The organism is Desemzia sp. C1 (assembly GCF_020882875.1).
GTDB classification, from domain to species: domain Bacteria; phylum Bacillota; class Bacilli; order Lactobacillales; family Carnobacteriaceae; genus Desemzia; species Desemzia incerta.
Genome location: NZ_JAJIZP010000003.1, coordinates 1,094,385 through 1,117,835, shown reverse-complemented (window position 1 = coordinate 1,117,835; position 23,451 = coordinate 1,094,385). Strand labels below are relative to the sequence as shown.

The window sequence follows — 23,451 nt, the reverse complement described above, 5'->3', positions numbered from 1 at the left end:
TTATTCTACCTTATTTGATAGTAGATTTAAAACTTTGCAACAGAACCAACTAGTGAGTAATTTAAAGGTGGGAGAAGGAATGTTTTTATGTTGGAACTGTCATTTGAAAAAGAAGTTGTTAAAACCTTAACGACCGGAAGTAATCAATGGGTGGAACGAAAAGACCTGTATGGTGCGACGCCGAATCAATTATGGGCTAATTTTCGTGATAAATTAAATAACAATAACTATGCTAAATTGCAGGGACACCCTTTAACTGATACCGAATTTAATCAGATTAAACGGGCGATTGAGGTCCCGACACCTTACGAAGCAGCTAAGTTACTAGCCGCCGAAAATGGCATTGGCAAAGTGGAAGGTGAACGTGATGATGCTAAGCTGGGCACGGTGACGCTCAAGTTATTTTGGAAAGCGGACGTTGCTGGCGGTAAATCTAGTTATGAAGTGGTACGGCAAGCAGTGCGACCACGGTTAGCTGGTACTCAAGATGTCAATCCTGATCGCCGTTTTGACGTAACCCTATTGATTAATGGGTTACCCTTAATTCAATTTGATTAAAAGCCACGGTCGAACTTAACCAGGCTTTTAATCAAATTTAAAAATACGCGTAGGAACTACTTGCGCAACTAAGCCAAGACTCCTATAATGAAAACAGGTACGATATTTCCATACACGTTTTTCGGCAAAGTGATTTTATGCTGAAAAACGGATTTCTACTAATAGGAGGTTTCATTTTTATGAGAGAATTACATCTTGGCGACAAAACGGTGCCGGCAATCGGGCTTGGTACTTGGCACATGGGCAATTCAACTGCAACCCGCGCAAAGGAAATCAAAGCCATTCAAGCTGGTATTGACGCCGGCGCAACCGTGATCGATACCGCGGAAATGTACGGTAACGGCCGTAGTGAAAGTCTGGTTGGTGAAGCCATTGCCAATATTGACCGGGAAAAATTGTTCCTGATTGATAAGGTACTGCCTTCAAACGCTTCCGCCGACAGAATGTCCCACAGCTTGGATACCAGCTTAAAGTTACTGGGAACCGATTACGTGGATTTATATCTATATCATTGGCGTGGTGCTGTGCCGTTAAGTGAAACCGTCGAAACGCTTCAGTCCTTGCAACAGCAAGGTAAGATCAAACATTGGGGTGTTTCCAACTTTGACCTCCCCGATATGAAAGAACTGCTTGCCCTCCCAGGCGGTGATCAGGTTGCCGCAAACGAAGATCTCTATAACCTCGGTAGTCGAGGGATCGAATACAGTCTATTACCATGGCAGCGAAAACAGGGGATTCCGCTAATCGCCTACACCCCGGTAGCTGCCGGTGACGAACGCGGTCAGCTAATTAATAATCCGGCCGTTAAAGAAGTCGCCGAGGCCCATCAGGCAACCCCTTGGCAAATTTTATTGGCTTGGGCAATTCGCGATGGCAGTACCTTGGCTATCCCACAATCCGGCGACCCTAAGCATGCAGTTGACAACATAAAGGCCGCTTCATTAACCTTAAATGAGGATGATTTGGCAAAAATCGACAAGGCCTTTCCAAAGCCGACGAGTAAGCAACCGTTGGATATTCGATAATATTAATAGTGTCACTATGAGGGGCTGAGACGAAAGTAATTTTGTTCAGTCCTGTTTGTTTTTTATTACGATTATTATCGACTGGAAACATGCACCGAAGGCAACTATCTGGCCCACGCTTTGTAAAAATTAATTATCTCCTACTATCAAATTTCCAATATAAGTCCGATAATAGAAAGTAGCGTATATACGCAGGAAAGGATGATAAACATGGCTGATAAAATTGATGATTCGCGCTATTTATGGAAAGCCCGTTCAGAAGACGGTCACTTTAAAATCGGTTTAAATGATGATGCCCGCGTGGAATTTGGCGAGATTTCTTCAGTAACGTTCTTCATCAACGTAAGTTAGATTTGTTGAAAGAACAGAAAAAAGGCTTTTTACAAAAGATGTTTGTTTAGGGTCTATAATTAGATAACAACCCCTAAGAAATCAAATAAAAACAGCCCCTATAATCGGTTCTGTTGCAAAATTCAAAAATGAAAAGCAATGAATGTTAAGTCCTAGATGTTTTATGCAGGAATACCCATTAATACCTTAATTTCAGTCGACACCGAAAATCCGAAGAGCGTTCCATTTCTTCGGTTCTTTTTGTATATTCCTCGAATTGTCTCCATGCCCTTAATTGTGCTTGAGGCAGTACGTAGACTTCGATAAAATTTATTGCGTCGTTTGATTGGTCGATGGTCTTGCTCAATGAGGTTATTGAGATATTTAACGGTTCTGTGTTCTGTTTTTACATATAACCCATTGTGCTGTAGCTTTTTAAAGGCAGAGCCAATAGACGGCGCTTTATCCGTGACAATTACTCTAGGTTCACCAAACTGCTTATGTAGTCGTTTCAAGAATGCATAAGCAGCTTGAGTATCCCGTTTCTTTCGTAACCAGATGTCTAAAGTCAATCCATCCGCATCAATTGCTCTGTACAGATAATGCCATTTGCCTTTGATTTTGATATAGGTTTCGTCCATTTTCCACGAATAGAAGGACTGTCTATTTTTCTTTTTCCAGAGATGATAGAGGATTTTACTGTATTCTTGTACCCAGCGATAAATCGTAGTGTGACAAACGTCAACCCCACGATCATAAAGGAGTTCTTGGACTTCACGATAGCTCAGATTGTAACGTAGATAATAGCCCACAGCGACAATAATCACATCTTTCTGAAATTGTTTGCCTTTAAAATGATTCATCCATATGTCCTCGCTGTCTTTCTATCCCATTTTACACTAAAATAGACTTATCGGAAAACTTTGCAACAGAACCTCCTAAAGTCCCGTAAGAGGCTCCTGTAATCATTACGGGCTTATCAACAAAAGGGAAGATACCATAAGAAAGCCAACTCAATGCATTCATTAATGAAGCTGTAACGGCATGATCATATTCTGGCGTACTGATAATGACGCCATCTGCATCATCGATCTTATCTGCCATCGCTTGTACGATTTCAGGAATATCTTTATTTTCGGGCTTATTGAATACGGGTATATCTTTGATTTCTATAATCTCGATTTCTGCTTTTGAAGAAAAATGATTTTTCATGAATTGCAACAGCTGACGGTTTGTAGAGTGATCTGAATTGGTTCCTACGATTCCAATAAATTTTTTCATTTTTTTACTTCCTTTCAAATCTATTTTTTACTTTTAGCTTTTAAATCCTTTTGAATACATCAATTTCTCATCTTTCGTAATGACTAAACCTTCGATTCCTTCCAACTGATTCAGCTCATTCACTATTTCATCAGAGGGTTTGCCATATAAACGAGTCGTCCATATTTCACCGTCTACCGATCGTTCAGACCGAATAGTCAAACTGGCCACATCTGTTTCAATGGGATACCCCGTTTGTGGACTTAAAATATGATGATACGTTTGGCCTTTTTTTACCAAACTTCTTTCGTAGATTCCTGAAGTGACGACCGATTGATTGTTGATTTTTACGGTCGTCAAATATTGATTGCGAGATGCGCTTGGGTTTTGAATCCCTATATTCCAATACTCTTTTCCAGACTGTTGAAAAGGATTTAACCCTACGATGTTTCCGCCTAAATTGATCAGTCCGGACGTAACCCCTTCGCTTTTCAAATACTGAATGATCCGGTCTGCTATGTACCCTTTTGCTAAAGCGCCCAAATCAATCCGCATACCTTTTTCGGTCAAATAAACCGACCGTTCTTCGTTCTTCAAGATGATATTTTGAGGATTTGTTTTCTTCAATAACCCATCAATGACTTCTTTTGAAGGAACTTTCGCGTCATGAAATCCAATTCGCCAAGTTTGGACTAAAGGACCAATAGCAATATTCAAATAACTTTCAGGCGCGCAACTATGCATCTTTCCTATCAGGATCAACTCATACAACTCTGGATGAACCACAACGCTACGAATGCCGGCACTTTGATTGACCGCCATTAATTCAGAATCAGGGTCATTGGCGCTGAACCGCTTTTCGTATTTCTTTAATCGAGCGACAGCTTCTTCTAAAATAGGAGTCGGCTGTTCATGCTCAATCCGTACATCAATGACCGTTCCCATCAAATGGACCGTTTTCATTTTCTCCGGCATCTTTAATCCGCTCCTTTAGTCGACAATACTTTTTGTTCCAAATCCGCTAATTCTTTTAAGGCAATCGCATTTTTATTGATTTTGGAGTAGGCTCTGGCATCGTAGATCAATTCTAAGATGACTGCTGCAGGCTTATTTTGAACGATAGCATTTTTCGCTAATTGAGTAGCTGCTCTTGCCAAGTAGTACGTCACGTGATTGTCTGAGCAAATAGAAACAGCATAAGTCAATAAAGCATTACTGATCTCTAATTCTTGTATTCCTGAATAGAAAACACCGCACTGGAATACGATATTCAATACTCTCCAAGTATCTTCCATTTCTGTTGTTGGATAAGTATAGATTTTCTCCAGTACTTTATTGAAGTAAAACTCTGCTTTCTCTTGGTCTTTCTCGCGAGAATACACCATTCCGCTTCCTGTATACGCCAGCAAATGAAAAATGTTCTCTTCATTAGGTTCGTCAGCGAGCAAAATCTGGTCAAATAAGAAAAGAATCTCTGTCACAGGACGACCTTGGAAAATCATCACAAAGCCTTTCAAGTAATAGTACCGCATACCCAAACCTGGCTCTTTGATGTCATCGTTAGAAATAGTGTCCAACAACGCCTTAGCTTGTTCATACTCGCTAGTGATCAAAAAGAATTCTGCTTGGTTCATTTTTTCGATGGTTTCTGTATGCTTAACACCTACTCTTGGGAATAATTCGCCTAAAGGCAAGTTAAGACGATTACACAATTGGATCAAAATCTTCAAATTCGGTACTTTGCCATTGTTTTCAAAACGACTCAATGTAGCTTGAGTACATATCCCCTCTGCCAATTCCATCTGAGAAAGCCCCAAAGCTTTACGCGCTTCAACAAATCGTTTTGTATTCAAGACTTATCCCTCCAAACAAGCATGATCATTTATTGTGATTTTATTCACATTTTTAATTCACCCAAATTATACCCCCAAAGAATTTTTACGTCAACATAATATATAAAAAAATATATAATTAAAATGAAAAAAGATTAACAGATTGTGAACTTATGTGTAAAAAAGGAGTGAAAAAAGGTCACTAGTGTTGCATAAATATAGTCAGAATATTCTGAATTATTATTTTCTTGAAAAAAGTAAAAAAAATCGAATGCTTACGCAAAGGATGACTATTTCCAGAAAATTTTGCTTATTTAGCTGATTCCATTAGCATCCAACAACAACGTTTTATTGTAGTCAATTGGGCACTAAAAGTTCAATCCATTTTTCTGCAGGTTGAAATAGGAGGTAACGAAAAAGTCGTTTAATTTGGAAAATAGACTGTCCAGTCTTTGTTTCTAACTGAATCAAATAGGTTAGTAAACTGGCAATCAAGGCTAAAATCAATTGATTTACGACTCCCTGTTCGCTTCTTGAAAAAAACTTTTTGATTGTCATATGCTGTTTAATGTGTTTGAAGAACAGTTCTATTTGCCAACGAGCTTTATACATTTCTGCAATTTCAGCAGAGGAACAGTCAAAACGATTCGTGATGAACTGAAGAACTTTCCCTTTTTGATCTTGAATAGTCACTAAACGAAATCGGGAAGTTAGATAGTTTTGAGCACCTAATGCGACCAATTGGTCGCTGATAATAGAGTCTTCTTTGGAAGCTGCTAATGTTTCCAAAACATGAACTTTTGTATTCTTTTTGATTCTCGTCACAAAGAAATAACCATTCCAGTGCATTTTATCCATTCGTTCGAAATCTAGGTAACCACGATCGAATACATAAGTTGCCTCAGGTTGATTGACCAACACTTCCAACTGGTTTGTATCATGTTCAATCGCATTAGTTAGTGTAAAATCATCTGGATAAAGATGGTCATTATCCATAAAGCAGAGTTTTAAGTGAAGCTTAACTCCTGATTTCGTTTTACGAAAATCAGCCCATTGATAAAGATTTTGATTCAATGAAAAGGTCGAAGAGTCAATTAAATAGAGACTATTTCGCTTATCCACGGGCATTTTCTTTTTAACCTGACTGAGAAGCTGGTAAAAAATAGCTAAAAGAATTTCTGAATCCATTTTGGGAAGAACTCTAGAAAGCTGAGAATAACTGATGCTTTCAATCCCAATCTCTTTTTGAAGTTCTTTGGAAACAAAAGCAGTATCCATATCTCTGAGACTTTCTTTCTCTTCATTGATCGCATGAAGAAAAAGCTGCAGAGCTCGAAAGAAACTAAGTTTCTTATGGTATTTATCAAAGGCAAAAACCTTTTCACGAATAGGAATCGGTAATTTTTCTAACTTAATTGCCGAAAACCTGTCAATGATAAATGAAAATGTCCCGATTTTATTCAAATTTGAGTTAGGTTCACTGTCATTATTTCGTTGATCCTATTCCTGGCAAAACTACCGCGCTACGCTTGGTAAAGTTGATTCAGGAAATGGCTTCGAAAACCACGAAGCCATTTTCTGAATCAACTGAAATTAGCGTTCTAAATCTATTTTCTAGTTAAAAACTTGTATTCATGTTCTAGAATTGGTTTTAAGAGCTTCCTTTTGGTTTTTCTTCCGAAGATAGCGATCATAAGATGCTTTTTTCCAAGGATGGCTCATTGGAGGGATATGCACCTGCATCTTTTTACGTTCGATTGGCTTATCGAATTCTTTTGAAACTTTTTCGTGAAGCGGAATTTCTTTTAACATGAAAAGTGAATCCTGATGACTAGCATACAGTTGATTTTCTTTAGTATGAATAATCATTAACTTCGTTTTTGGGGCCAATAAGACGTGCTGATTTTGATTATATAAATGATATAACTTGTTCTGATATTTGAGTGCGTGTCCCTTCTGGACAACTCGGTGTGAAAAGCGAGCCAGTATATAATCTAAATGGATATCTTTTGGTAGCTTTTCAAAAACACTTTTGGTATCGTTTAGCTGTAAAGCAAATTTGGCGTTATATGTAGGAATATAATGTTTCAAAAATTGGTTTGCTTCTTCAATGGATTGGATATTTTTTAAGGCCATTTCATTTAGGAGACGATCTTGGAGGGTATTCCATAATCGTTCAATTCTTCCTTTTGCTTGAGGAATACTTGTTGTGGTTAACTCTATTCCCAAGTTATGGCAGGCATATCCATATTGTGTAAAAGTGTCCTTCTCTTCTGAAGGGCTCTTTTCTTGTTTATAGTGAAAGATGGTTCGATTATCCGTCAAAATATTATACGGAATACCGTAGGTAGTCAGACACTGATGTGTTACTTCGTAATAGGCATCTAATGTTTCTTCTTTATCAAAGTAAGCCCCAACCACGATTCCAGTGGCGTCATCTATAGCAGCGTGGAGATGCGCATATTTTCCGTTTTGAAACCAATCGTGTCTTGAAGCGTCCATTTGAAGCTGTTCACCTTTATATTTCTTTCGTGAGCGGCTAGGATGAGCTTTCACAGGATCTACGTATTCTAATTCATTTAAAACTTGGCTCTCTTTCTTTGTTAGTAGTTGGTCAGACCGTTCTTTCTCTTTTAATTCTTTGCGCTTCGTTCGTTGTGTTTTTTTAGAAGCACGAGGAGAAAGAATATGTTTTTGATATAATAAATTGCGAACGGTCGTATAAGAGACGGTTACTTGTTCTTCCTCCTGCAGTTTTTCTGTAAAATGGAACAAATTAAAACCATCATATTTCTTTCTGTAGAGTCGAATAATCTTTTGTTGGGTTTCTTTTGACAACGTTGTAGCGGGAGTTCGTCCCTTGTTCCCATGCTTAAAACCTTTTTTTCCTTGCGTTTTATAGCGATTAACCAATCGGTTAATCTGCCTACGGGATAAATCTAGTTCAATCTCTGCCCGCTCCTTTGAACACTGACCATTACATACTTTTTTTATGACTTCATATTTTTTGTTTTCAAACATAGTTAATTCTGCTCCCATTCTATCTCTCCAATCCAATAAGATTAGAGTAACGTAGTTATGGGACATTTTCATTTGTTATTTATTAAGACATTATCATTTGTTAATGACACTTAATTGCCGAAAACCATTTATTAAAAGCAGAATTTAGTTTATACTTATCCATAAGTTGGGTCCTTTTTATTGGTCTTGGATAAGTCATCCAAGTTCAGTATAAAGGACTTTTTTGCATATTGGAATAGGATACATAACATTGTGAAACATATTATGTTTCATGCAACACTAGTGAAAAAAGGTATATAATCTTTTTTCTGTAAACAAAGAGTATAGAATAATTTATTTTTTATATGTGAACTACTTATGACATATCTATCCTATTGATGCCTAGTTCACTAGTCTGGCTTGCTTTTGTTGTAATATAAAGTACAGTTATGAGTGGAAGATAATACTAGTGTCAAAGGAGTGGAGATTTGCGCATAAATAAATACATCAGTGAAGCAGGAAAAGCCTCTAGAAGAGGAGCAGATAAATTAATTGCTGAAGGAAGAGTTCTGATCAATGCTAAAAAGGCTACAATAGGCAGCCAAGTCGAACCAGGGGACCAAGTATTGGTCGATGGTCAACACATCTTTGTAGCAAGAAACAACGTCTATATTGCTTTAAACAAACCCATCGGGATTACAAGTACAACTGAAAAAGGAGTTAAAGGAAATATTGTCGACTTAGTCAATCACCCTTTTAGAGTCTTTCACATCGGTCGTTTGGACAAAGAATCTGAAGGCCTGATTCTGCTGACAAATGATGGAGACATCGTAAATGAAATCTTGCGTCCTGATCATCACCATGAAAAAGAATACGTTGTTTCAGTAGACCGCCCTATTTCTCCTGAATTTTTAGAGAACATGTCAAAAGGCGTTAACATATTAGGCACGAAGACTCTTCCATGTGAAGTTGAACAATTGTCTAAATTTGATTTCAAAATTATTTTGACGCAAGGATTGAACCGCCAGATCCGTCGTATGTGTGAAGCCTTAGGATACAACGTTTATCGCCTGCAGCGTTTACGAATCATGAATATCCATTTAGGCAACTTGCCTGTTGGACAATGGCGCTATTTGTCTAAAAAAGAAAAATCTCAATTATTCGCTGAATTGAATTACGAACCGAGAGTGTGGTAAGTCTCAGGAGGGATTCGAACCCCCATAGTAAAAAACCTCATGATCTTCAGTGCACGTTTCTCTGTGCACTAAAAATCATGAGGTTTTTCGTCTTTATTTGTTTATACCTTCAAATATATGGTGCATAAGCTGAATTGATCACTGCAGAAAGTTTTTCTTTTGTCTCTGAGGTCGTAAATGTCCCTGTTAAACCATTCAAGTTCAATTTTTTCATCATTGCATAATCAATTCCCAAGTGTTCCGCCAGAAGCAGGTATTCTTTTGTCAGTGTCGTATCAGAAACCGTTCGATTGTCAGTATTGATGCAGCATTTGGTGCCTTTTTCCATAAAATCCAATAATGGATAAGATTCCCAATCTTCAACAGCATTCGTTTGGATATTGCTGGTCGGACACATTTCGATGACAGTGCCTTTTTCAATGCAGAGTTGTTGCGTTGTTTCGTCCATTTGAGCAGCGATTCCATGCCCGATACGTTTGGCTCCTAGATGTATCGCTTGAACCACGTTATGCGCACAGCCGCATTCGCCAGCATGAAGTGTCAGTTGAAGTCCGCTGTCTTGTGCAAAAGCCGTTAACGGTTCAATATGATCGTTTGCCATATCCGGTTCTGGACCGGCCATGTCAAAACCAACCAGCAGCTGTTCTTGTGTACTGATAGCTTCAGACAACATTTTCAAATTGTCTTCATTGGAATGCGGACGCATGCCGCAAATCAATAAATTCACCACGATATCGTACTGTTCCATAGCCTTTTTGATCCCTCGGCTGACAGCTGCAATAATTTCCGGTACCGTCATACCAGCGTCTGTATGTAATAAAGGAGCAAAACGCAGCTCCAGATAGCGCACATTTTCTAAAGCCGCCGCTTCAGCGATAGCAAAAGCTGATTCTTCTAACTGCTCACTAGTCTGCAAGAGCTGAAGCAGAATATCAAATCCTTTTAAATAATCCACCAAATCAGTACATTTCTCCGGTGCTGCTATTTGATCCAATAAACTCATATCAAAGTCTTGCTTTTCTGCCAGTTTTTTAAGGTTGCCATAGGAACAGAACCGTCTAAATGACAGTGCAATTCTACTTTAGATAATTGACGAACGATTTCTTTCTGCACATGAACAAATCCCTTCTCAAATGATACGCTGTTGTATTTGGTATACCTATTTCGCTGATGCCATAAAAAAGGTCTTAACAGTTCCAAATATAACAAATATTATCTTGTATAACAACTCCTGCTAAAACCCTTTTAACCCTAAATGAATGGTTTAAAATGCATCACGAGCTTTACGTAATGTTGTAAAGTCTTCTAGGGTTTCTGCCTTAAGAAATAGATTGATGTTTTTCTCTTGTTTGATAGTCGATGGCAAAGTAGGTACATCTTCTGCACGCAACTCTTGTACTTGATTCAAAGCCTCCGCAATTTCTGTATTAGACGGCTCCATAGATTGGGCAAATCGTAAATTGGTCTGTGTGTATTCATGCGCTGCATACACTTTTACTTCGTCGTTTAATCCTTTAAACTTTTGCAAAGCTTCGTATTGCGCTTGGTAGTCCCCTGTAAACACTCGGCCACAACCTGCTGAAAATAAAGCGTCCCCGCAAAACAGCTGATTTCCCATTAGAAAACTGATGTGTCCAAGAGTATGTCCAGCGGTTTTAAAGACTTGAACATCCTGCCCCATTAATTCAAAAGTATCTCCTTCTTGAAGAATATGGTCAGCTAACGGTTTCGTTTCTTCTGGTCCATATACAGCGATGTTTGAATAATGTTCCAAGATTTCTTCTACCCCGCCAATATGATCATCGTGATTGTGAGTCAATAGAATGGTCGTTAGCTCCAGTTGTTGTTCCTTCAAGTAATTAAGCACGTCTTTTGCTTCTCCTGGATCGACCACCACTGCTTCCTTTCCTTCTTCAATGATCCAGATGTAATTATCTGAAAGAGCTTTGATTGGTTTAATAGTCATTTCGATTCCTCCTTATATTCCCTTTCATTGTAAACAAATAGTTCGTTGCCAAGCAACTGAATGATTTTGTTTAGATCTTTTGCTGCTATCACCATCGTCTGATCTGGACGGGCAGGAGCAAATACAAGCTTTTCTTGCCGAAACAACTCCTCATCTACGATTAAATAAACCGTGTCTTCATATCCCAATGGCGCCACCGCCCCTGGTATCTGTCCAGTGACTGCTTTCATTTCATCCGGTTGAACGATTTTTATTTTTTCGCCAACAACTTGTTTTAACTGTTTGAAATCCACATTTTTTGTCGTAAACGTCACAAAAGAATAATAACGTCCAGATTTTCCTTTTAAAAAGAGAGCTTTAGTTTCTGTTCCAATAAATCCTTTTTCTTCTTTCATCTTCACAGCCGCTTCATTTGTATAAATTGGATCATGATTATACAGCTCAAAATAAATACCATGCGTTCTCAAAAACCCTTCTAGATTAATGATCACATGAGCCCCTCCTTTGGCATTCCCTTTTTATTATTTCCTCTATTTTTGAATGAAAATTTCATCAATAAGTTATTATTGAAGTGCCTTTTCTGATATTATACTCTTATGACGATTAATTGGGGGAATAGAATCATGTTGACATTTAAACAAAATATCCGAGGGAATGTGGCCTTAGGCGTTAATCCGCTTGGATGCAAACAAGACGTATTGAATCAAATCGACTATGTAAAAAGCAACGGTACTTACGAAGGTCCTAAAAAAGTATTGATTATCGGCGCATCATCAAGCTATGGTCTAGCTACTCGAATCAATTTGGCTTTCGGAGCAGGTGCGGACACTATTGGGATTTCATTTGAAAAAGGACCAAAAAACGAAAGAAATCTTGGAACAGCTGGTTGGTACAATAACATTGCTTTTAGAGAAGAAGCTGAAAAAGAAGGCTTGATCGCTAAAAACTTTGTTCAAGACGCTTTTAGCCATGAAACGAAACAAGAAGTGATTGAGTACATCAAAAACGAATTCGGCGGCAAAGTCGACTTAGTTGTCTACAGTCTGGCAAGTGGGGTACGAAAAGATCCAGAAACTGGCGAATTGTACAAATCATCGATCAAAGCTATTGGTGAACCAGTTGTTGGTCCGCATATCAATATGCAAAATGAATCTTTTTACACTGAGACTCTAGAGCCCGCAGACGAGCAGGAGATCGTTGATACAGTCAACGTGATGGGTGGAGAAGACTGGCAACTATGGATGGAAGCATTAAAAGAAGCCGGCGTATTAACAGAAGGCGTTCTTACGACCAATTATTCTTACTTAGGAACTGAATTGAACCATGCGTATTATGGCGGCGGTACTTTGGGTCGTGCAAAAGCAGATTGTGATGAAAAAGCAGAAAACATCAATCAATTATTAGCTGATATCAACGGGAAAGCTCAAATTGTTGTAGCGACTGCTGTTACCACTAAAGCCAGTTCAGTTATTCCTTTCTTCCCCGTTTACTGTATCGGTCTCTACAAAGTGATGGAAGAAAAAGGCACTCATGAAACGCCGATTATGCACATAGACCGTATCTATCGCGACATGATCTACGGTGACAAACCTGAATATGACGAAGTTGGTCGACTAAGACCTGACAGCTGGGAACTAGATAGCGATACACAAGCTAAAACAAAAGAATTAATCGAGCAATTGAACGAAGAAAACTTCAATTCTGACATGACGGCTTACGATACATTCTTCAAAGAATTCTCAAATTTGAGCGGCTTCATGGTAGACAACTACGTCGAACAAGAAGTCACTTTAGATGACTTGAAAGCCTTGAACTATTAATCTATTTGCATTGCACAAAAATAAGAGAGTGGAGCAAACCGTTAGGCTTTCGTAGAGTTCATCTTTTGGATTTAGTTGGTGCTTTTTACTAACTAGATCGGAAAATGAAATCATAGGAAGTCTGGTTTGCGGAACTCGTCTAGGCTGCCTTTTTGAGCAGTTTTTCGAAATCAATATTCATAAAAATGAAGGAGCTGGGAGTTATTTCCCAGCCCCTTTTTTTGTTGTGTTTTTCAACGTTGCTTTCAAGTTGGGTGAACCAGTTTTACCAATTCCCAAGCATCCAGCGCCGCTTTTTTCAACACAAACTGACAAGGTATGTCATCTTGGCCAGAGGGTATCGAAAATTGATAAGTTTCATTCTTGAACAGCAGTATTACCATTTGATCTACCACTATAAAAGTTGCCGCGCTCTTATCATTTTTGGCTAAATGAAAAGAATGCTGCAGTTGAAGTGCTGGAATAGTGATTCTTGTAGGCTCCAAGTGAATGTCAATTTTCTCTGCCCCTAATTGCAAGCGACAAATGACTTTACTCTCTTCATTTGGCAAAGTATACGTTAGACTATATTGGTAATTTTTTTTGAGCTCTGTTGTTAGAGTGACAGGGTCTTTTCGAAAAGAGGCCAGCTGATTGAGCGTGTTGACCAATACCGGCACATCAGAAGAAAAAAAGTTTCCGATCAAACGCATCTGCAAACCAAAAAGATCGATCGTTTCTGTCACTGCAAAATAATGGAAGACAGTCGTTGTATACCCGGAACAAATTCCCACGCGTGCTGGCTGTTCATCAAGGAGCACTCGACCGATATAGACTCCGTTTAAGTACAGCTCGTAATCGGCAAATCGGCGAATGACTTCAAGGTGTTGATTCACTGTTGCATCAAAATCCTTTAACGGAAACGTGGCCAAGATAGAGTGTATACCATTCTTCACTTGCTCCACTGCCAAGACTGATGTCCCATTCCTCAAATAAACACTTGTGTAGTCATGCTCGCTGCGGTAAGCAATCACAGCACCATCCTTGCTGCCAAGATTAGCCGGCTTTGCTGTAAGGTCCAGCTCCAGATGGTAGTATTGGTATTCTTTATCATAGAGTGCGATGAAAGGCGTTTTTGCAGTGAGCCAACCTTTGTCTAAAACGGTATGTTCTCCGGATTCGACTACTAGTTTTGTTTCTCCTTCAAAAAATTCTTGCAGATCGGGCAGTCCAGGTGCTGGTTGTTCATTGGCAGAAGGAGCATAGGTCATCAAAGCATCTCCGTCAAAAAACAAACGGTCCATTCGCAGCGTCCGATGATCCTCTTCGGGAGACCACGTTCCTCCTGTCTCCTGCCCGTGATAAAAGAGCCAGAAATCTACATTGTTCGGCGCTTTTATCAATGCGGTATGACCAGTTCCCTCCACGTGTTGGCTGGCTTTCACCAACGGATAGTAAGTATAGTTATTAGGATATTTCTCCCACTTCAGCTGATGGACAGGTCCATCCTTATCTGCCAAAGCGTAGCCGATGTAATAATTTTCGCTCGCATAGATATTAGCTGAATTTTAACATCTGCAATACTTATTTTGTGACATTCAAATATAGTATCCCAGAATCCTCAAGGTTAGTGACATCTTACCGGAATCAATTTACTCCTCAATGGATTGATACTCTACTTCCAGACCTTTTTGAACGCCTGGACGTTCATTAATCCGTTTTGCCCATTCTAATAAATGAGTGTATTCATCCAAATTCAAGAATTCATAAGAACCTTCATACAATTTCCCTAAAGCCAAACGACCGTACCAAGACCAGATCGCAATATCTGCAATAGTGTACGTATCTCCAGCTATATAAGGACGCTCTGCTAAGGTTTTGTCCAGCAGATCCAATTGACGTTTTGTTTCCATCGTAAAGCGATCGATCGGGTATTTCATTGGTTCTGGAGCATAAGCGAAAAAGTGTCCGAACCCGCCGCCAACATATGGACCGGATCCTATTTGCCAAAATAACCAATTAAGGGTTTCTGTACGGCCTTGGATATCTGTCGGGATCAGTTGTCCAAATTTCTCCGCTAAGTAAAGGAGAATAGATCCTGATTCAAAGAGTTTTACACGAGGACTTCGGTTTTGACTTTGGTCAACTAAAGCTGGAATTTTAGAGTTCGGGTTGATATCAACAAAATCTGAACCAAATTGGTCGCCCTCTCCAATGTTGATGGTGTAGACATCGTAATCTGCGCCTTCTACGCCCAATTCTTTCAATTCTTCCAACATGATCGTAACTTTGATGCCATTGGGTGTTCCTAATGAATAGAGTTGGAACGGAGCATCTCCTACAGGTAATTTCTGTTCAAATCGACTTCCTGCTGTAGGACGATTGCCGGTTTTATCAGAATTCTCTTCTTCCCATTTCCATACTTTCGGTAATTTATAATCTGACATCTTACCACTCCTCATAAAATTTTTCGTAACCTCATCATACTACTTCTACATCGATAGACTCAAATGTTAAGGGAAATTCATCATACAAGGATAGTGAAAGAGCAGCTAAAATGAATTTAATACTGGTATGATTTCCCGAACAAGATTAAAATATGATATGAAAAAATATTAGGAGGGATCAACTTGAATCATTTTGGCGAACTTTTATACACTGGAAAAACCGATAACAATAAAAACGGGTTTGTATTTGTTCTTTTAGGGATCATGTTTTTGATCGTAGCAAATTTTATCTATGCAAAAACATTTGCGCTGGTAGTAGGTGGATTATTTACCCTTTTTGGATTGTACTTGCTTCTATTTAAACGAAGCGAGGAATTTTTCATCTATGAAAATGCGATCGTTCTGAATCATAAAGGACAGGAAGTTTCTATTCCAAAAGAACAGATCAGTCACATAGAATACCAAGAAATAAAAGCTAGAAGAAGTTTGATAGTGAATTATTACCCAGTTCTTGTACTTAGCGATCAGAAAAAAGTGTTGCTGAATAAAGTATTCAATTCCTCTGTTAATCAAGATTTCAAAAAGGTACTCGAGTCATATGTTTGAACATTTTTCTCATAAAAGAACCTACACGTGCCTAGATGACCTATTCATGCTAGAATGAAATAAGAAACTATTTTGGAGGATGATATTATTATGAACCAACAACTTGTTGAAATTTGCCTGCGTGTCAGAGATCTTGAAGCTACTCTAGATTTTTATACTAATTTATTCGATTTTGAAGTTGCCAGCCGCAGAGAATTCCCTGAAAATAAATTTGATTTAGTTTATTTGAATTCTCCCGGTTCTTCCGTGCAAATTGAACTTACTTACAACTATGATGCTGAGCCTTACAATGTAGGAGACGGCTTCAGTCATTTAGGTGTGACTGTCGGTGATTTAGAAAAAATGCACGAAATTTGTAAAGCTTCTTCTTACGAAACAGGTGAGTTAAGAGGACTTTCAGGTGGTACACCGACTTATTTCTTTGTGACCGATCCTGACGGCTATAGAATTGAAGTAAAACGCGCAAAATAATTTTTTGACTGTTTTTAAATGTAAGCATGTTGGTTATTGCCAATATGCTTACATTTTTTTAGTTTTTCTTTTCATACTAACTTCAATAAGTTTGCTGAATGCTTTTTATGTATAGCTTTACGATTTTTACAGTATACTGATTAAACAGAGATAGTAAGTATACATAAAAATATAACATAAGAACCATCGTGCCAGTTGCAGCGGTTCATAAAGGAGATCGACATGGTTAACACTCATCCAATGTGGAATAAATTCCCTAGCATCCAACCCCTTTTAATAGAATGTCTTGAACTGATTGTAGAAAAAACGTCCATTGAAAATAAAGAAATTGAAAAAACAGTCGCTGATCTAATAGTGAGTCAGGGAAAATTACTCAGACCTGCCTATTTTTTACTTTTTTCACGATTAGGAGACGCTGCTCAAGATGCGCATAAAAAAATCATAGCCGCCGCTGCGTCTACTGAGGTACTTCATCTAGCTACTCTCATTCACGACGACATCATAGACGAGGCAAAAATGCGTCGCGGTGTTGAAACGGTCCAATCTAAACATGGTAAAGATGTTGCCGTTTATGCAGGCGATTTATTGATCTCAGTGTATTTTGATTTATTAGCGGATGCAACGGATTCCGTTGAAATCATCAAGTTAAATACACTCTCGATGAAGCAAGTATTATTAGGCGAAATCAATCAGATGACAAATGCTTATAATACAGAGATTACTTTTGAAGACTATTTGAAAAGTATCAAAGGAAAGACAGCACAACTGTTTGAATTAAGTTGTTATGAAGGTGCCTATTTTGGAGGATGCAGTCTTGAGGTCACCGAACAAAGTCGGTCGATTGGTCAAACTATTGGGATCGCTTTTCAAATGCTGGATGATATTTTGGATTACACCCAAACACCTGAAAGCTTTTCAAAGCCAGTTTTAAACGATATCAAACAAGGGATTTATACCCTTCCGCTCATTTTAGGCATAGAGAGAGATGAAGCCTTTCTTCCTCTATTGAAAAAAGGTGAACACTTATCAGACAGTGACCTAACTGCTTTAGTTGCTTTATTACACAAGAATAATTGCATCGAACATGCACACGACATTGCAAAGAAATACATTGATGAAGCTTTAGCATCCATTGATGCACTTCCAAGTCATCCTGAAAAAGACGTATTGTATTCATTGACCAAATCACTACTCAAAAGAGAGTTTTAAAAAGGAGATCACTATGACACTTAAACAATATATCTTGCTTGCTCAAATGGAATCCACCACTACTAGTTTTTTTCCAGCTTTTATTGGTATCTTGTATGCTTGGTATAATTATGACACTTTTCATTTGGGATTTTCGCTATTAGGGTTACTTACAGCTATCCTTTTTCACTTAGCTGTCAATATCCGCGATAACTACTTGGACTATTACATCGCCGACAATAAAAATGCAGACTATGCTCAAGAAATGGTGGTAGGTAAAGAAAATATTCCGCTCAAAAATGTTCGTTTGGCCTATTGGATTTCTGGTATTGTTGCTCTGGTAATCGGTCTGTACTTAGTTCTTCAAACATCTCTTTTCTTATTCTATATCGGCTTTGGAGGTATGTTGATTGGAGCACTTTATACTATGGGTCCTGTTCCAATCAATAGTACGCCGTATGGTGAATTCTTCGTCGGGTTGGCAATGGGCTTTGGCATCTTTACAGCCATGGTCTATCTCAACGCATACGATGTCATTCAACTGGATTGGATAACCATGGTCCAACTGATCATCGCGTCCATACCAACATCCATTACGGTTATGTCCGTTTCACTAGCCAATAACATTTGCGACTTGGAAGAAGATATTGAAGATAACCGGTTTACTCTTCCTTATCATATCGGCGTAGACAAAGCACTAGTTGTCTTCAAGTACTTTTATTATGCTGCTTATATCGCGATTATTTTATCACTTCTTTTTGGAACTTTCCCAAGACTCGTGGCATTGTCTTTATTGACTTTCCCTTACGTCTTAAAAAATATTCGCATCTTCATGAAAGAACAAGACAAAAAAACAACCTTTATAACAACCATTATCAACTCAGCTGTCATTCCAGTTCCCATTATTATCACTTTGTTCATTGGAACTTTGTTGGACATTTGATTATCCTTTTGACAAGGTTTCTGAGGAAATAAAAAATGAGTGATGAAGTGAAAGATAAAATCTTTCACTTCATCACTCATTTTTTTTCACTACTTATGATACGGTTCTCCGTAGCATGTCTAAATGAGGTTTTTAAACTACATTAAGTGGTTATCAAATATAATACTTTACTTTTAGATTATCCTTTCTCGTATCATATATGCAACTTCAGAGTTCTTTTCAACGAGGCAATTAAGTATAACCAGAACCTCCTCTTTCTTTCTGACATTAGTCTTCAAAACCTCTCTATATACGTTGACATACTTTCGAACTATATTCTCCAAGTAAAAAATGGTGTTATCTGACATTTTTTTAATATGAATCTCTTGATTGCTCAATATCATTGAAGATATCCATGGAATTCCATCCTCAAGAAATAAAGAACCTACAGAATAAAGAAGATGTGCAATCCCCGCTAACACTTCTGGAATATGTGATAATTCTGTTGTAAGCCGTGTATAAAAACCTTTATTTTCCACTTTTAAACTATGCCATTCAGTAGCTCCAATTTTCCAATATCTGAATGCCAAAGTGTATGTTTGTATGACTTCTTTTCCGTAGAGGGGTACTCCATTTTTTGTACATTCAATTAATTTGTCAAAATATGACCACCAAACTTTCCAAAATGTATCAAAATTATTCATTGTATCTTCTGCCAATAGTAATTGATCAAAAAGATTTCCTGACTCTCTACTGATTAAAAAGCTATTCACAAAAAAGTTATTAAACCTATCTACTTCAGAAACATCTCTTGTTAACAAGAATTTACTGTACTCTTGCAATAACTTAAGTTTAACCGTATAATCGTCAGCTTGGCTTTCCTGAAAAACCTCTTCTGCTATTTCCTTAATAAGATTTTCTACAATATTAAGTAACTGAGCATCTTGAGTATCATAAGGAATTAATGAAAGAACAACTTCAACTATTGTCAAAGTTGAGTTTTCTTTTGTAACAATAATATCTTTGTTTTTAGATGTTATTAACTTTTCTAGCATTTCTTCATGAGATTCAACGAAATCCATATAAATGTTATTACTATTATCTCCTCGAATATATTGTGAATCATTCCTTTTTGTCTGACAAAAGTCGTCAAATCTAGACGCAATATTTATATAACACAGAGTAATTCTTTTTGCCATCTCTGGGTTTTGTTCCCATAATATGTTATTAATCGATTCAATGGCAAAATCACATATACGTTTATACATACCTAATGAATTCTGATTTAAAAGAATCAACAATAAAAGGAGAATTAATTCATCATCCGAATCTACTTTACCAAATAAACATGGAATAGCATTTACCGCGCCTTCTACACCATCGCCAATTTGGTATCTATAATTTGCTTGTGTCGGAGCTAAGGACGCGCCTATTACAGTTTCCTTTGCCAAGATAAAGTCATCTTCATTCAGTGTATCAGAGTAATAAATAATTAATACCGCAAAAACATTCGGCAATAAAGCTCTATAGATCGAGCCAAACTCACCAAATTTTCTTTGTTTCAAATCAATCTTATATTGTTTTATATCTTCCAAAGCTTTCTCTGGATGCAAATTATACTCTTCATACTCATCCGCTTTTTTATTATTCTCTAACTTCATTTTTGCCCATAAGTCTAATCTCACATACTTTGTTTTATTATCAGATTCTTCTTTTGCAGTATCAGTATATTCAATTATGTTTTTTGGAAGTTGAGGGTTAAATTCGATTAATACTCCTTCATCAACCGTTTCAAGCTTCGGTTCCATAATACGTCTATCCATCCTCCTTATGATTAATTCTTTAGTGGCACCATCTTTATAATCCTCCCTTTCAAATTCATTATAATAATTATCTAGTATTTCCCATATTCTTTCCTGTCGGTCTTTGAACTTCTCTTCATCTGAACCTTCCGGCATAAAAAACTGGTATGAAACAATAACACCTTCCAAAGTGTTATTTCTGTGCTTTTGCTCGCATGTATTTATACGCTCTTCTATATAAAAGTCATTCACTTTATTCAGTCCATATCCAATTGAATTTAAAGACTTTATGCTACTTTCTCCGAAAGCTCTATCAAGGTCATAGTTAATAATTTCGTAAGTTTGAAAAAGAATTATTGCGATTTCAGATAGTTTTTCCTTAAACGCTAATACAACACTAAGAATCACTGCAGTAATAGATGCAGAATTACTTTTCATCAACATTTTTTTGAATAAAGGGATAAGTATTTTATGATCAGTCTTTTCTGCAACGTCAAGTAAGTACTTTTCTAAAGCCATATGAAGAGATTGAAGTAGGTAGGGACTTATCGGAGATCCACTTCCTCTATAAATACCCCATATACAATTGCTTATATATTGCTCACTAGTCTTTTCATTATCGAGTTGAATATATATTTTCCGTATATCGTTATCAAAGTCACTTTCTTTAAGCGCAGCAACACATTCATTCATTAAATCAATAATGAAATCTATTCCTTCATAAGGAGCTCTTTGGAGAATATTATACATTGGTGTTTGATACGCACTAGGAGGGAAATATCTGTCTGATAATGATGATAGCCCAAAACTCTTCTCGATTTGCATCGATGAGTAATTATAAAAGTCATTAGAAAGTCCTACATTTGATTCTAACCAAAATAACTTAGCAATCTTTAATACATTTTTCGGAATTACTTTTGCAGTATAACCACTCTCTTTACTTTTTATCATTGCTCTACATAATGCATTATATGGATCTCCACTTAACTTCCATTTGTTCTCAATTACTTCGTCAATAATTTTTACAATAGTATCTTTGTTTTCATTTGCAGACTTAAGGATTGTAGTTATTAACTTCTCTTCATTCTCATTACTAATATAGAACTTTTCTTTTTCAAAGCTATATTTGTATAGCTCTAATGCAATCTTTCCTGCAAGTTCTGTTCCTTTTCCTGGTATACCAGACCAAGTGTTAATTATTGGTATCACAAAGAAAAGATTTTCTCTCCCAATAGCTGCGATATTATTATAAATGAACTCAATAAATGCAACCCATCCTTCACCATGTGGCTTTGTATATACAAAAGATGCACTGAACAAGTCATACTGCTGTCCAACAATTTTACCCATATTAATATCATTAAGCTCTTTGCATGCTAGCCGCAATAAAATATCACTATATTGAATAAAGAATGTCTCAGCATATGGAGATAATAATATCGAAATAATTAACTCATCTTTCCAATAAACTTCTATATCGTCATTTCTAAGAATTCCTTCTATTAAGAAACCAACATCTGAAGGGGTATGAAACAACTTATCTGACATCCAGTTGCGGAATACACGTCTCATTGATATTGAATTTCCAATTTTTTTAATAAAATCTTCCACACTTTTAGCTCTTATAAAAGCCACCGTGATAATTCTTTCTAATGCCCATTCTTCATATATATCATGTGTAATGAAGTATCCTGCTGTCTCATACCCAATTAAACCATCAGGTATAAGCTCTTCATCCAATATCGAAGTCTCTGTATCAAATATTTGGAAAAACTGTCCTGAATTTGCCCTTTGCCGAGCAACTCTCATAAACCATTGTTCTCTTGCTGGTTTATTTTTTTTAATATTTTTAGCCCACAATTTTTCTTTAAACGTCTGATAATCCATTTCATCATTCTCATTATAGTATCTTAAATATTCATTAAGATGAAACGGATTTCTTATTAGCTCTATCAGTTTAAAGTCTTTTGGTAAGATAAAATCATAAATATCTGTTAATTCCTCAAGTTCATCTAATGTCAAATCATCTATGTGAATGTTCCTAGGCAGCATATTATAAAGATCTAAGAATTCATTATTCAGATCCTTAACATACATAGTTCTTGAAGTAAAAATAATTTTCCACTTATCTTTAATTGCCCTTGATAAGAATATCTTAAATGTATCTGTATTTTTTATATCTATAAGTTTTTCAGCTGAATCAATAACCAGTACTTTTTCACTAACTGTTTCATACATTTTGAAGAAACGCTCAAGACTGGTACTTTTAAAAAGTGTATCTGCATTTGTTATTTCAAACTCTGTTGCTTTAAATAGTAAAAGAGAGGACGCATCTTTACAACTGTCATAATAATCTTTTATTACTGCTGTTTTCCCCACACCTCCAGTTCCACTAATAATTATTATTTGATCTTCAGATCTTAACAACTCATCTATTATGTCAGCACGAGAAATATGAATATTAATATCTTGAAATTGAATATTATTATGAATTTCTGACAAGAGATTCTTAGTATGATTGATACGTCTAGTTATTTCATCAAATTCATTTTCGTTTAAAGAAAAGAAATATTTAGATATAGATTCGTTATCGACTGTCACAAACTTACTTTCAAAGAACGATCTGAGACGCCAATCAATTGTTATTTCTTGTTCCTTTGCAACTTCTTCAATCTTAATTATTCCGGCAGGTCTATCTCCTCGATATTGTGCCCATTCAGAATTAGAATAAATAACTAATCTTTTTATATCCGGATAAAGTCTTTTTGCACTCTCAATAGTCTCAACAATCTCATTTGTATGGTTAGATAGAGTAGTGTCATAATATTTCGCTTGCCATCCAACCAGTTCTCCATCTATTTCTACTGGCTCTGTTTCGATAGCTGCCTGATTGAAAAACCGAAATATCCCTTTATTATAGTTGTTTTCAGCGCAAAAAAGCATATAACAAAACCATTCAAACTTTTCTCTAGTACGACCCGAAAATTTTGCATTAAAAATATTCCAATTCATTTCAATCATGCAATTATTCCCCCCTCTAATTACAAAC

20 protein-coding genes and 1 pseudogene are annotated in these 23,451 nt (G+C 37.0%); 9 read left to right on the top strand and 12 right to left on the bottom strand.

The genetic code is table 11. The features are described from left to right. Positions 1-87: 87 nt before the first annotated feature. From LMF32_RS05855 to LMF32_RS05845, 3 genes and pseudogenes are all read left to right on the top strand, one after another. A pseudogene (locus LMF32_RS05855) lies at positions 88-596 on the top strand (type I restriction endonuclease); the annotation flags it as partial. 141 nt (positions 597-737) lie between these two features. Further along, positions 738-1,583: an aldo/keto reductase gene (locus tag LMF32_RS05850; RefSeq protein ID WP_012477756.1), complete on the top strand. Its 846-nt coding sequence runs from the start codon at positions 738-740 to the stop codon at positions 1,581-1,583. A gap of 210 nt (positions 1,584-1,793) precedes the next feature. Further along, entirely contained in the window at positions 1,794-1,934 is a 141-nt protein-coding gene (locus LMF32_RS05845; protein WP_003132136.1) for a hypothetical protein, read from the top strand. A gap of 161 nt (positions 1,935-2,095) precedes the next feature. On the opposite strand, the gene LMF32_RS05835 is transcribed toward LMF32_RS05845, so the two are convergent. From LMF32_RS05835 to LMF32_RS05810, 6 genes are all read right to left on the bottom strand, one after another. Next, the gene (locus LMF32_RS05835) at positions 2,096-2,776 is read right to left on the bottom strand and encodes an IS6 family transposase (RefSeq protein WP_096816700.1); all 681 of its coding nucleotides are present in this window, start codon (positions 2,774-2,776) and stop codon (positions 2,096-2,098) included. Positions 2,777-2,807: 31 nt separating this feature from the next. Next, complete coding sequence (locus LMF32_RS05830; RefSeq protein WP_347401909.1) at positions 2,808-3,194, bottom strand: NADPH-dependent FMN reductase; 387 nt, start codon at positions 3,192-3,194, stop codon at positions 2,808-2,810. Between the two features lie 33 nt (positions 3,195-3,227). Next, entirely contained in the window at positions 3,228-4,148 is a 921-nt protein-coding gene (locus LMF32_RS05825; RefSeq protein ID WP_223155966.1) for an FAD:protein FMN transferase, read from the bottom strand. 2 nt (positions 4,149-4,150) lie between these two features. Beyond that, entirely contained in the window at positions 4,151-5,026 is an 876-nt protein-coding gene (locus LMF32_RS05820; RefSeq protein ID WP_188204128.1) for a helix-turn-helix transcriptional regulator, read from the bottom strand. 336 nt (positions 5,027-5,362) lie between these two features. Next, on the bottom strand, positions 5,363-6,469 hold the full coding sequence (locus tag LMF32_RS05815; RefSeq protein ID WP_230524143.1) for an IS4 family transposase: 1,107 nt from the start codon (positions 6,467-6,469) through the stop codon (positions 5,363-5,365). Between the two features lie 168 nt (positions 6,470-6,637). Continuing rightward, positions 6,638-8,044, bottom strand: a complete 1,407-nt coding sequence (locus LMF32_RS05810; protein WP_230523607.1) for an ISNCY family transposase — start codon at positions 8,042-8,044, stop codon at positions 6,638-6,640. A 449-nt stretch (positions 8,045-8,493) separates the two neighbouring features. Between LMF32_RS05810 and LMF32_RS05805 the strand changes: the two genes are divergently transcribed. Further along, positions 8,494-9,201: a pseudouridine synthase gene (locus tag LMF32_RS05805; RefSeq protein ID WP_230524142.1), complete on the top strand. Its 708-nt coding sequence runs from the start codon at positions 8,494-8,496 to the stop codon at positions 9,199-9,201. Between the two features lie 109 nt (positions 9,202-9,310). On the opposite strand, the gene add is transcribed toward LMF32_RS05805, so the two are convergent. The 3 genes from add to LMF32_RS05790 all read right to left on the bottom strand — a co-directional run bounded on the left by add (position 9,311) and on the right by LMF32_RS05790 (position 11,655). Next, positions 9,311-10,204, bottom strand: coding sequence for an adenosine deaminase (gene add / locus LMF32_RS05800; RefSeq protein ID WP_230524141.1), 894 nt, complete (start codon positions 10,202-10,204; stop codon positions 9,311-9,313). A gap of 261 nt (positions 10,205-10,465) precedes the next feature. Beyond that, positions 10,466-11,167, bottom strand: coding sequence for a hydroxyacylglutathione hydrolase (gene gloB, locus LMF32_RS05795; RefSeq protein ID WP_230524140.1), 702 nt, complete (start codon positions 11,165-11,167; stop codon positions 10,466-10,468). Then, positions 11,164-11,655 (bottom strand): YbaK/EbsC family protein, encoded by a 492-nt coding sequence (locus LMF32_RS05790; RefSeq protein ID WP_230525086.1) that lies wholly within the window; start codon positions 11,653-11,655, stop codon positions 11,164-11,166. The genes gloB and LMF32_RS05790 overlap by 4 nt, the downstream gene beginning before the upstream one ends. A gap of 135 nt (positions 11,656-11,790) precedes the next feature. Here LMF32_RS05790 and fabV point away from each other — a divergent pair, with 135 nt between their 5' ends. After that, complete coding sequence (fabV, locus tag LMF32_RS05785; RefSeq protein ID WP_230524139.1) at positions 11,791-12,987, top strand: enoyl-ACP reductase FabV; 1,197 nt, start codon at positions 11,791-11,793, stop codon at positions 12,985-12,987. Between the two features lie 245 nt (positions 12,988-13,232). Here fabV and LMF32_RS05780 read toward each other — a convergent pair whose 3' ends face one another. Then, positions 13,233-14,486: a hypothetical protein gene (locus LMF32_RS05780; protein WP_230524138.1), complete on the bottom strand. Its 1,254-nt coding sequence runs from the start codon at positions 14,484-14,486 to the stop codon at positions 13,233-13,235. Positions 14,487-14,618: 132 nt separating this feature from the next. Further along, positions 14,619-15,413 (bottom strand): glutathione-dependent disulfide-bond oxidoreductase, encoded by a 795-nt coding sequence (gene yghU, locus LMF32_RS05775; protein WP_188204136.1) that lies wholly within the window; start codon positions 15,411-15,413, stop codon positions 14,619-14,621. A 183-nt stretch (positions 15,414-15,596) separates the two neighbouring features. On the opposite strand from yghU, the gene LMF32_RS05770 reads away from it, so the two are divergent. The 4 genes from LMF32_RS05770 (at position 15,597) to LMF32_RS05755 (ending at position 18,621) form a co-directional block, all read left to right on the top strand. Beyond that, complete coding sequence (locus LMF32_RS05770) at positions 15,597-16,019, top strand: hypothetical protein (RefSeq protein ID WP_188204137.1); 423 nt, start codon at positions 15,597-15,599, stop codon at positions 16,017-16,019. A gap of 90 nt (positions 16,020-16,109) precedes the next feature. Continuing rightward, complete coding sequence (locus LMF32_RS05765; protein WP_188204138.1) at positions 16,110-16,490, top strand: VOC family protein; 381 nt, start codon at positions 16,110-16,112, stop codon at positions 16,488-16,490. 222 nt (positions 16,491-16,712) lie between these two features. Further along, positions 16,713-17,699, top strand: coding sequence for a polyprenyl synthetase family protein (locus tag LMF32_RS05760; RefSeq protein ID WP_230524137.1), 987 nt, complete (start codon positions 16,713-16,715; stop codon positions 17,697-17,699). A 13-nt stretch (positions 17,700-17,712) separates the two neighbouring features. Beyond that, positions 17,713-18,621, top strand: a complete 909-nt coding sequence (locus LMF32_RS05755) for a UbiA family prenyltransferase (protein WP_188204140.1) — start codon at positions 17,713-17,715, stop codon at positions 18,619-18,621. Positions 18,622-18,794: 173 nt separating this feature from the next. Here the strand turns inward: LMF32_RS05755 and avs4 are convergent, their stop codons facing one another. Continuing rightward, complete coding sequence (avs4, locus tag LMF32_RS05750; protein WP_230524136.1) at positions 18,795-23,423, bottom strand: AVAST type 4 anti-phage nuclease Avs4; 4,629 nt, start codon at positions 23,421-23,423, stop codon at positions 18,795-18,797. Between the last annotated feature and the right edge of the window lie 28 nt (positions 23,424-23,451).

Excerpts from the sequence above, each read along its gene's own strand:
- LMF32_RS05810 (WP_230523607.1), bottom strand. The coding sequence starts at position 8,044 with ATGGGAGCAGAATTAACTATGTTTGAAAACAAAAAATATGAAGTCATA.
- yghU (WP_188204136.1), bottom strand. The coding sequence starts at position 15,413 with ATGTCAGATTATAAATTACCGAAAGTATGGAAATGGGAAGAAGAGAAT.
- gloB (WP_230524140.1), bottom strand. The coding sequence starts at position 11,167 with ATGACTATTAAACCAATCAAAGCTCTTTCAGATAATTACATCTGGATC.
- avs4 (WP_230524136.1), bottom strand. The coding sequence starts at position 23,423 with ATGATTGAAATGAATTGGAATATTTTTAATGCAAAATTTTCGGGTCGT.
- LMF32_RS05825 (WP_223155966.1), bottom strand. The coding sequence starts at position 4,148 with ATGCCGGAGAAAATGAAAACGGTCCATTTGATGGGAACGGTCATTGAT.
- LMF32_RS05765 (WP_188204138.1), top strand. The coding sequence starts at position 16,110 with ATGAACCAACAACTTGTTGAAATTTGCCTGCGTGTCAGAGATCTTGAA.
- LMF32_RS05760 (WP_230524137.1), top strand. The coding sequence starts at position 16,713 with ATGGTTAACACTCATCCAATGTGGAATAAATTCCCTAGCATCCAACCC.
- LMF32_RS05845 (WP_003132136.1), top strand. The coding sequence starts at position 1,794 with ATGGCTGATAAAATTGATGATTCGCGCTATTTATGGAAAGCCCGTTCA.
- LMF32_RS05850 (WP_012477756.1), top strand. The coding sequence starts at position 738 with ATGAGAGAATTACATCTTGGCGACAAAACGGTGCCGGCAATCGGGCTT.
- LMF32_RS05830 (WP_347401909.1), bottom strand. The coding sequence starts at position 3,194 with ATGAAAAAATTTATTGGAATCGTAGGAACCAATTCAGATCACTCTACA.
- LMF32_RS05835 (WP_096816700.1), bottom strand. The coding sequence starts at position 2,776 with ATGAATCATTTTAAAGGCAAACAATTTCAGAAAGATGTGATTATTGTC.
- fabV (WP_230524139.1), top strand. The coding sequence starts at position 11,791 with ATGTTGACATTTAAACAAAATATCCGAGGGAATGTGGCCTTAGGCGTT.
- LMF32_RS05755 (WP_188204140.1), top strand. The coding sequence starts at position 17,713 with ATGACACTTAAACAATATATCTTGCTTGCTCAAATGGAATCCACCACT.
- add (WP_230524141.1), bottom strand. The coding sequence starts at position 10,204 with ATGAGTTTATTGGATCAAATAGCAGCACCGGAGAAATGTACTGATTTG.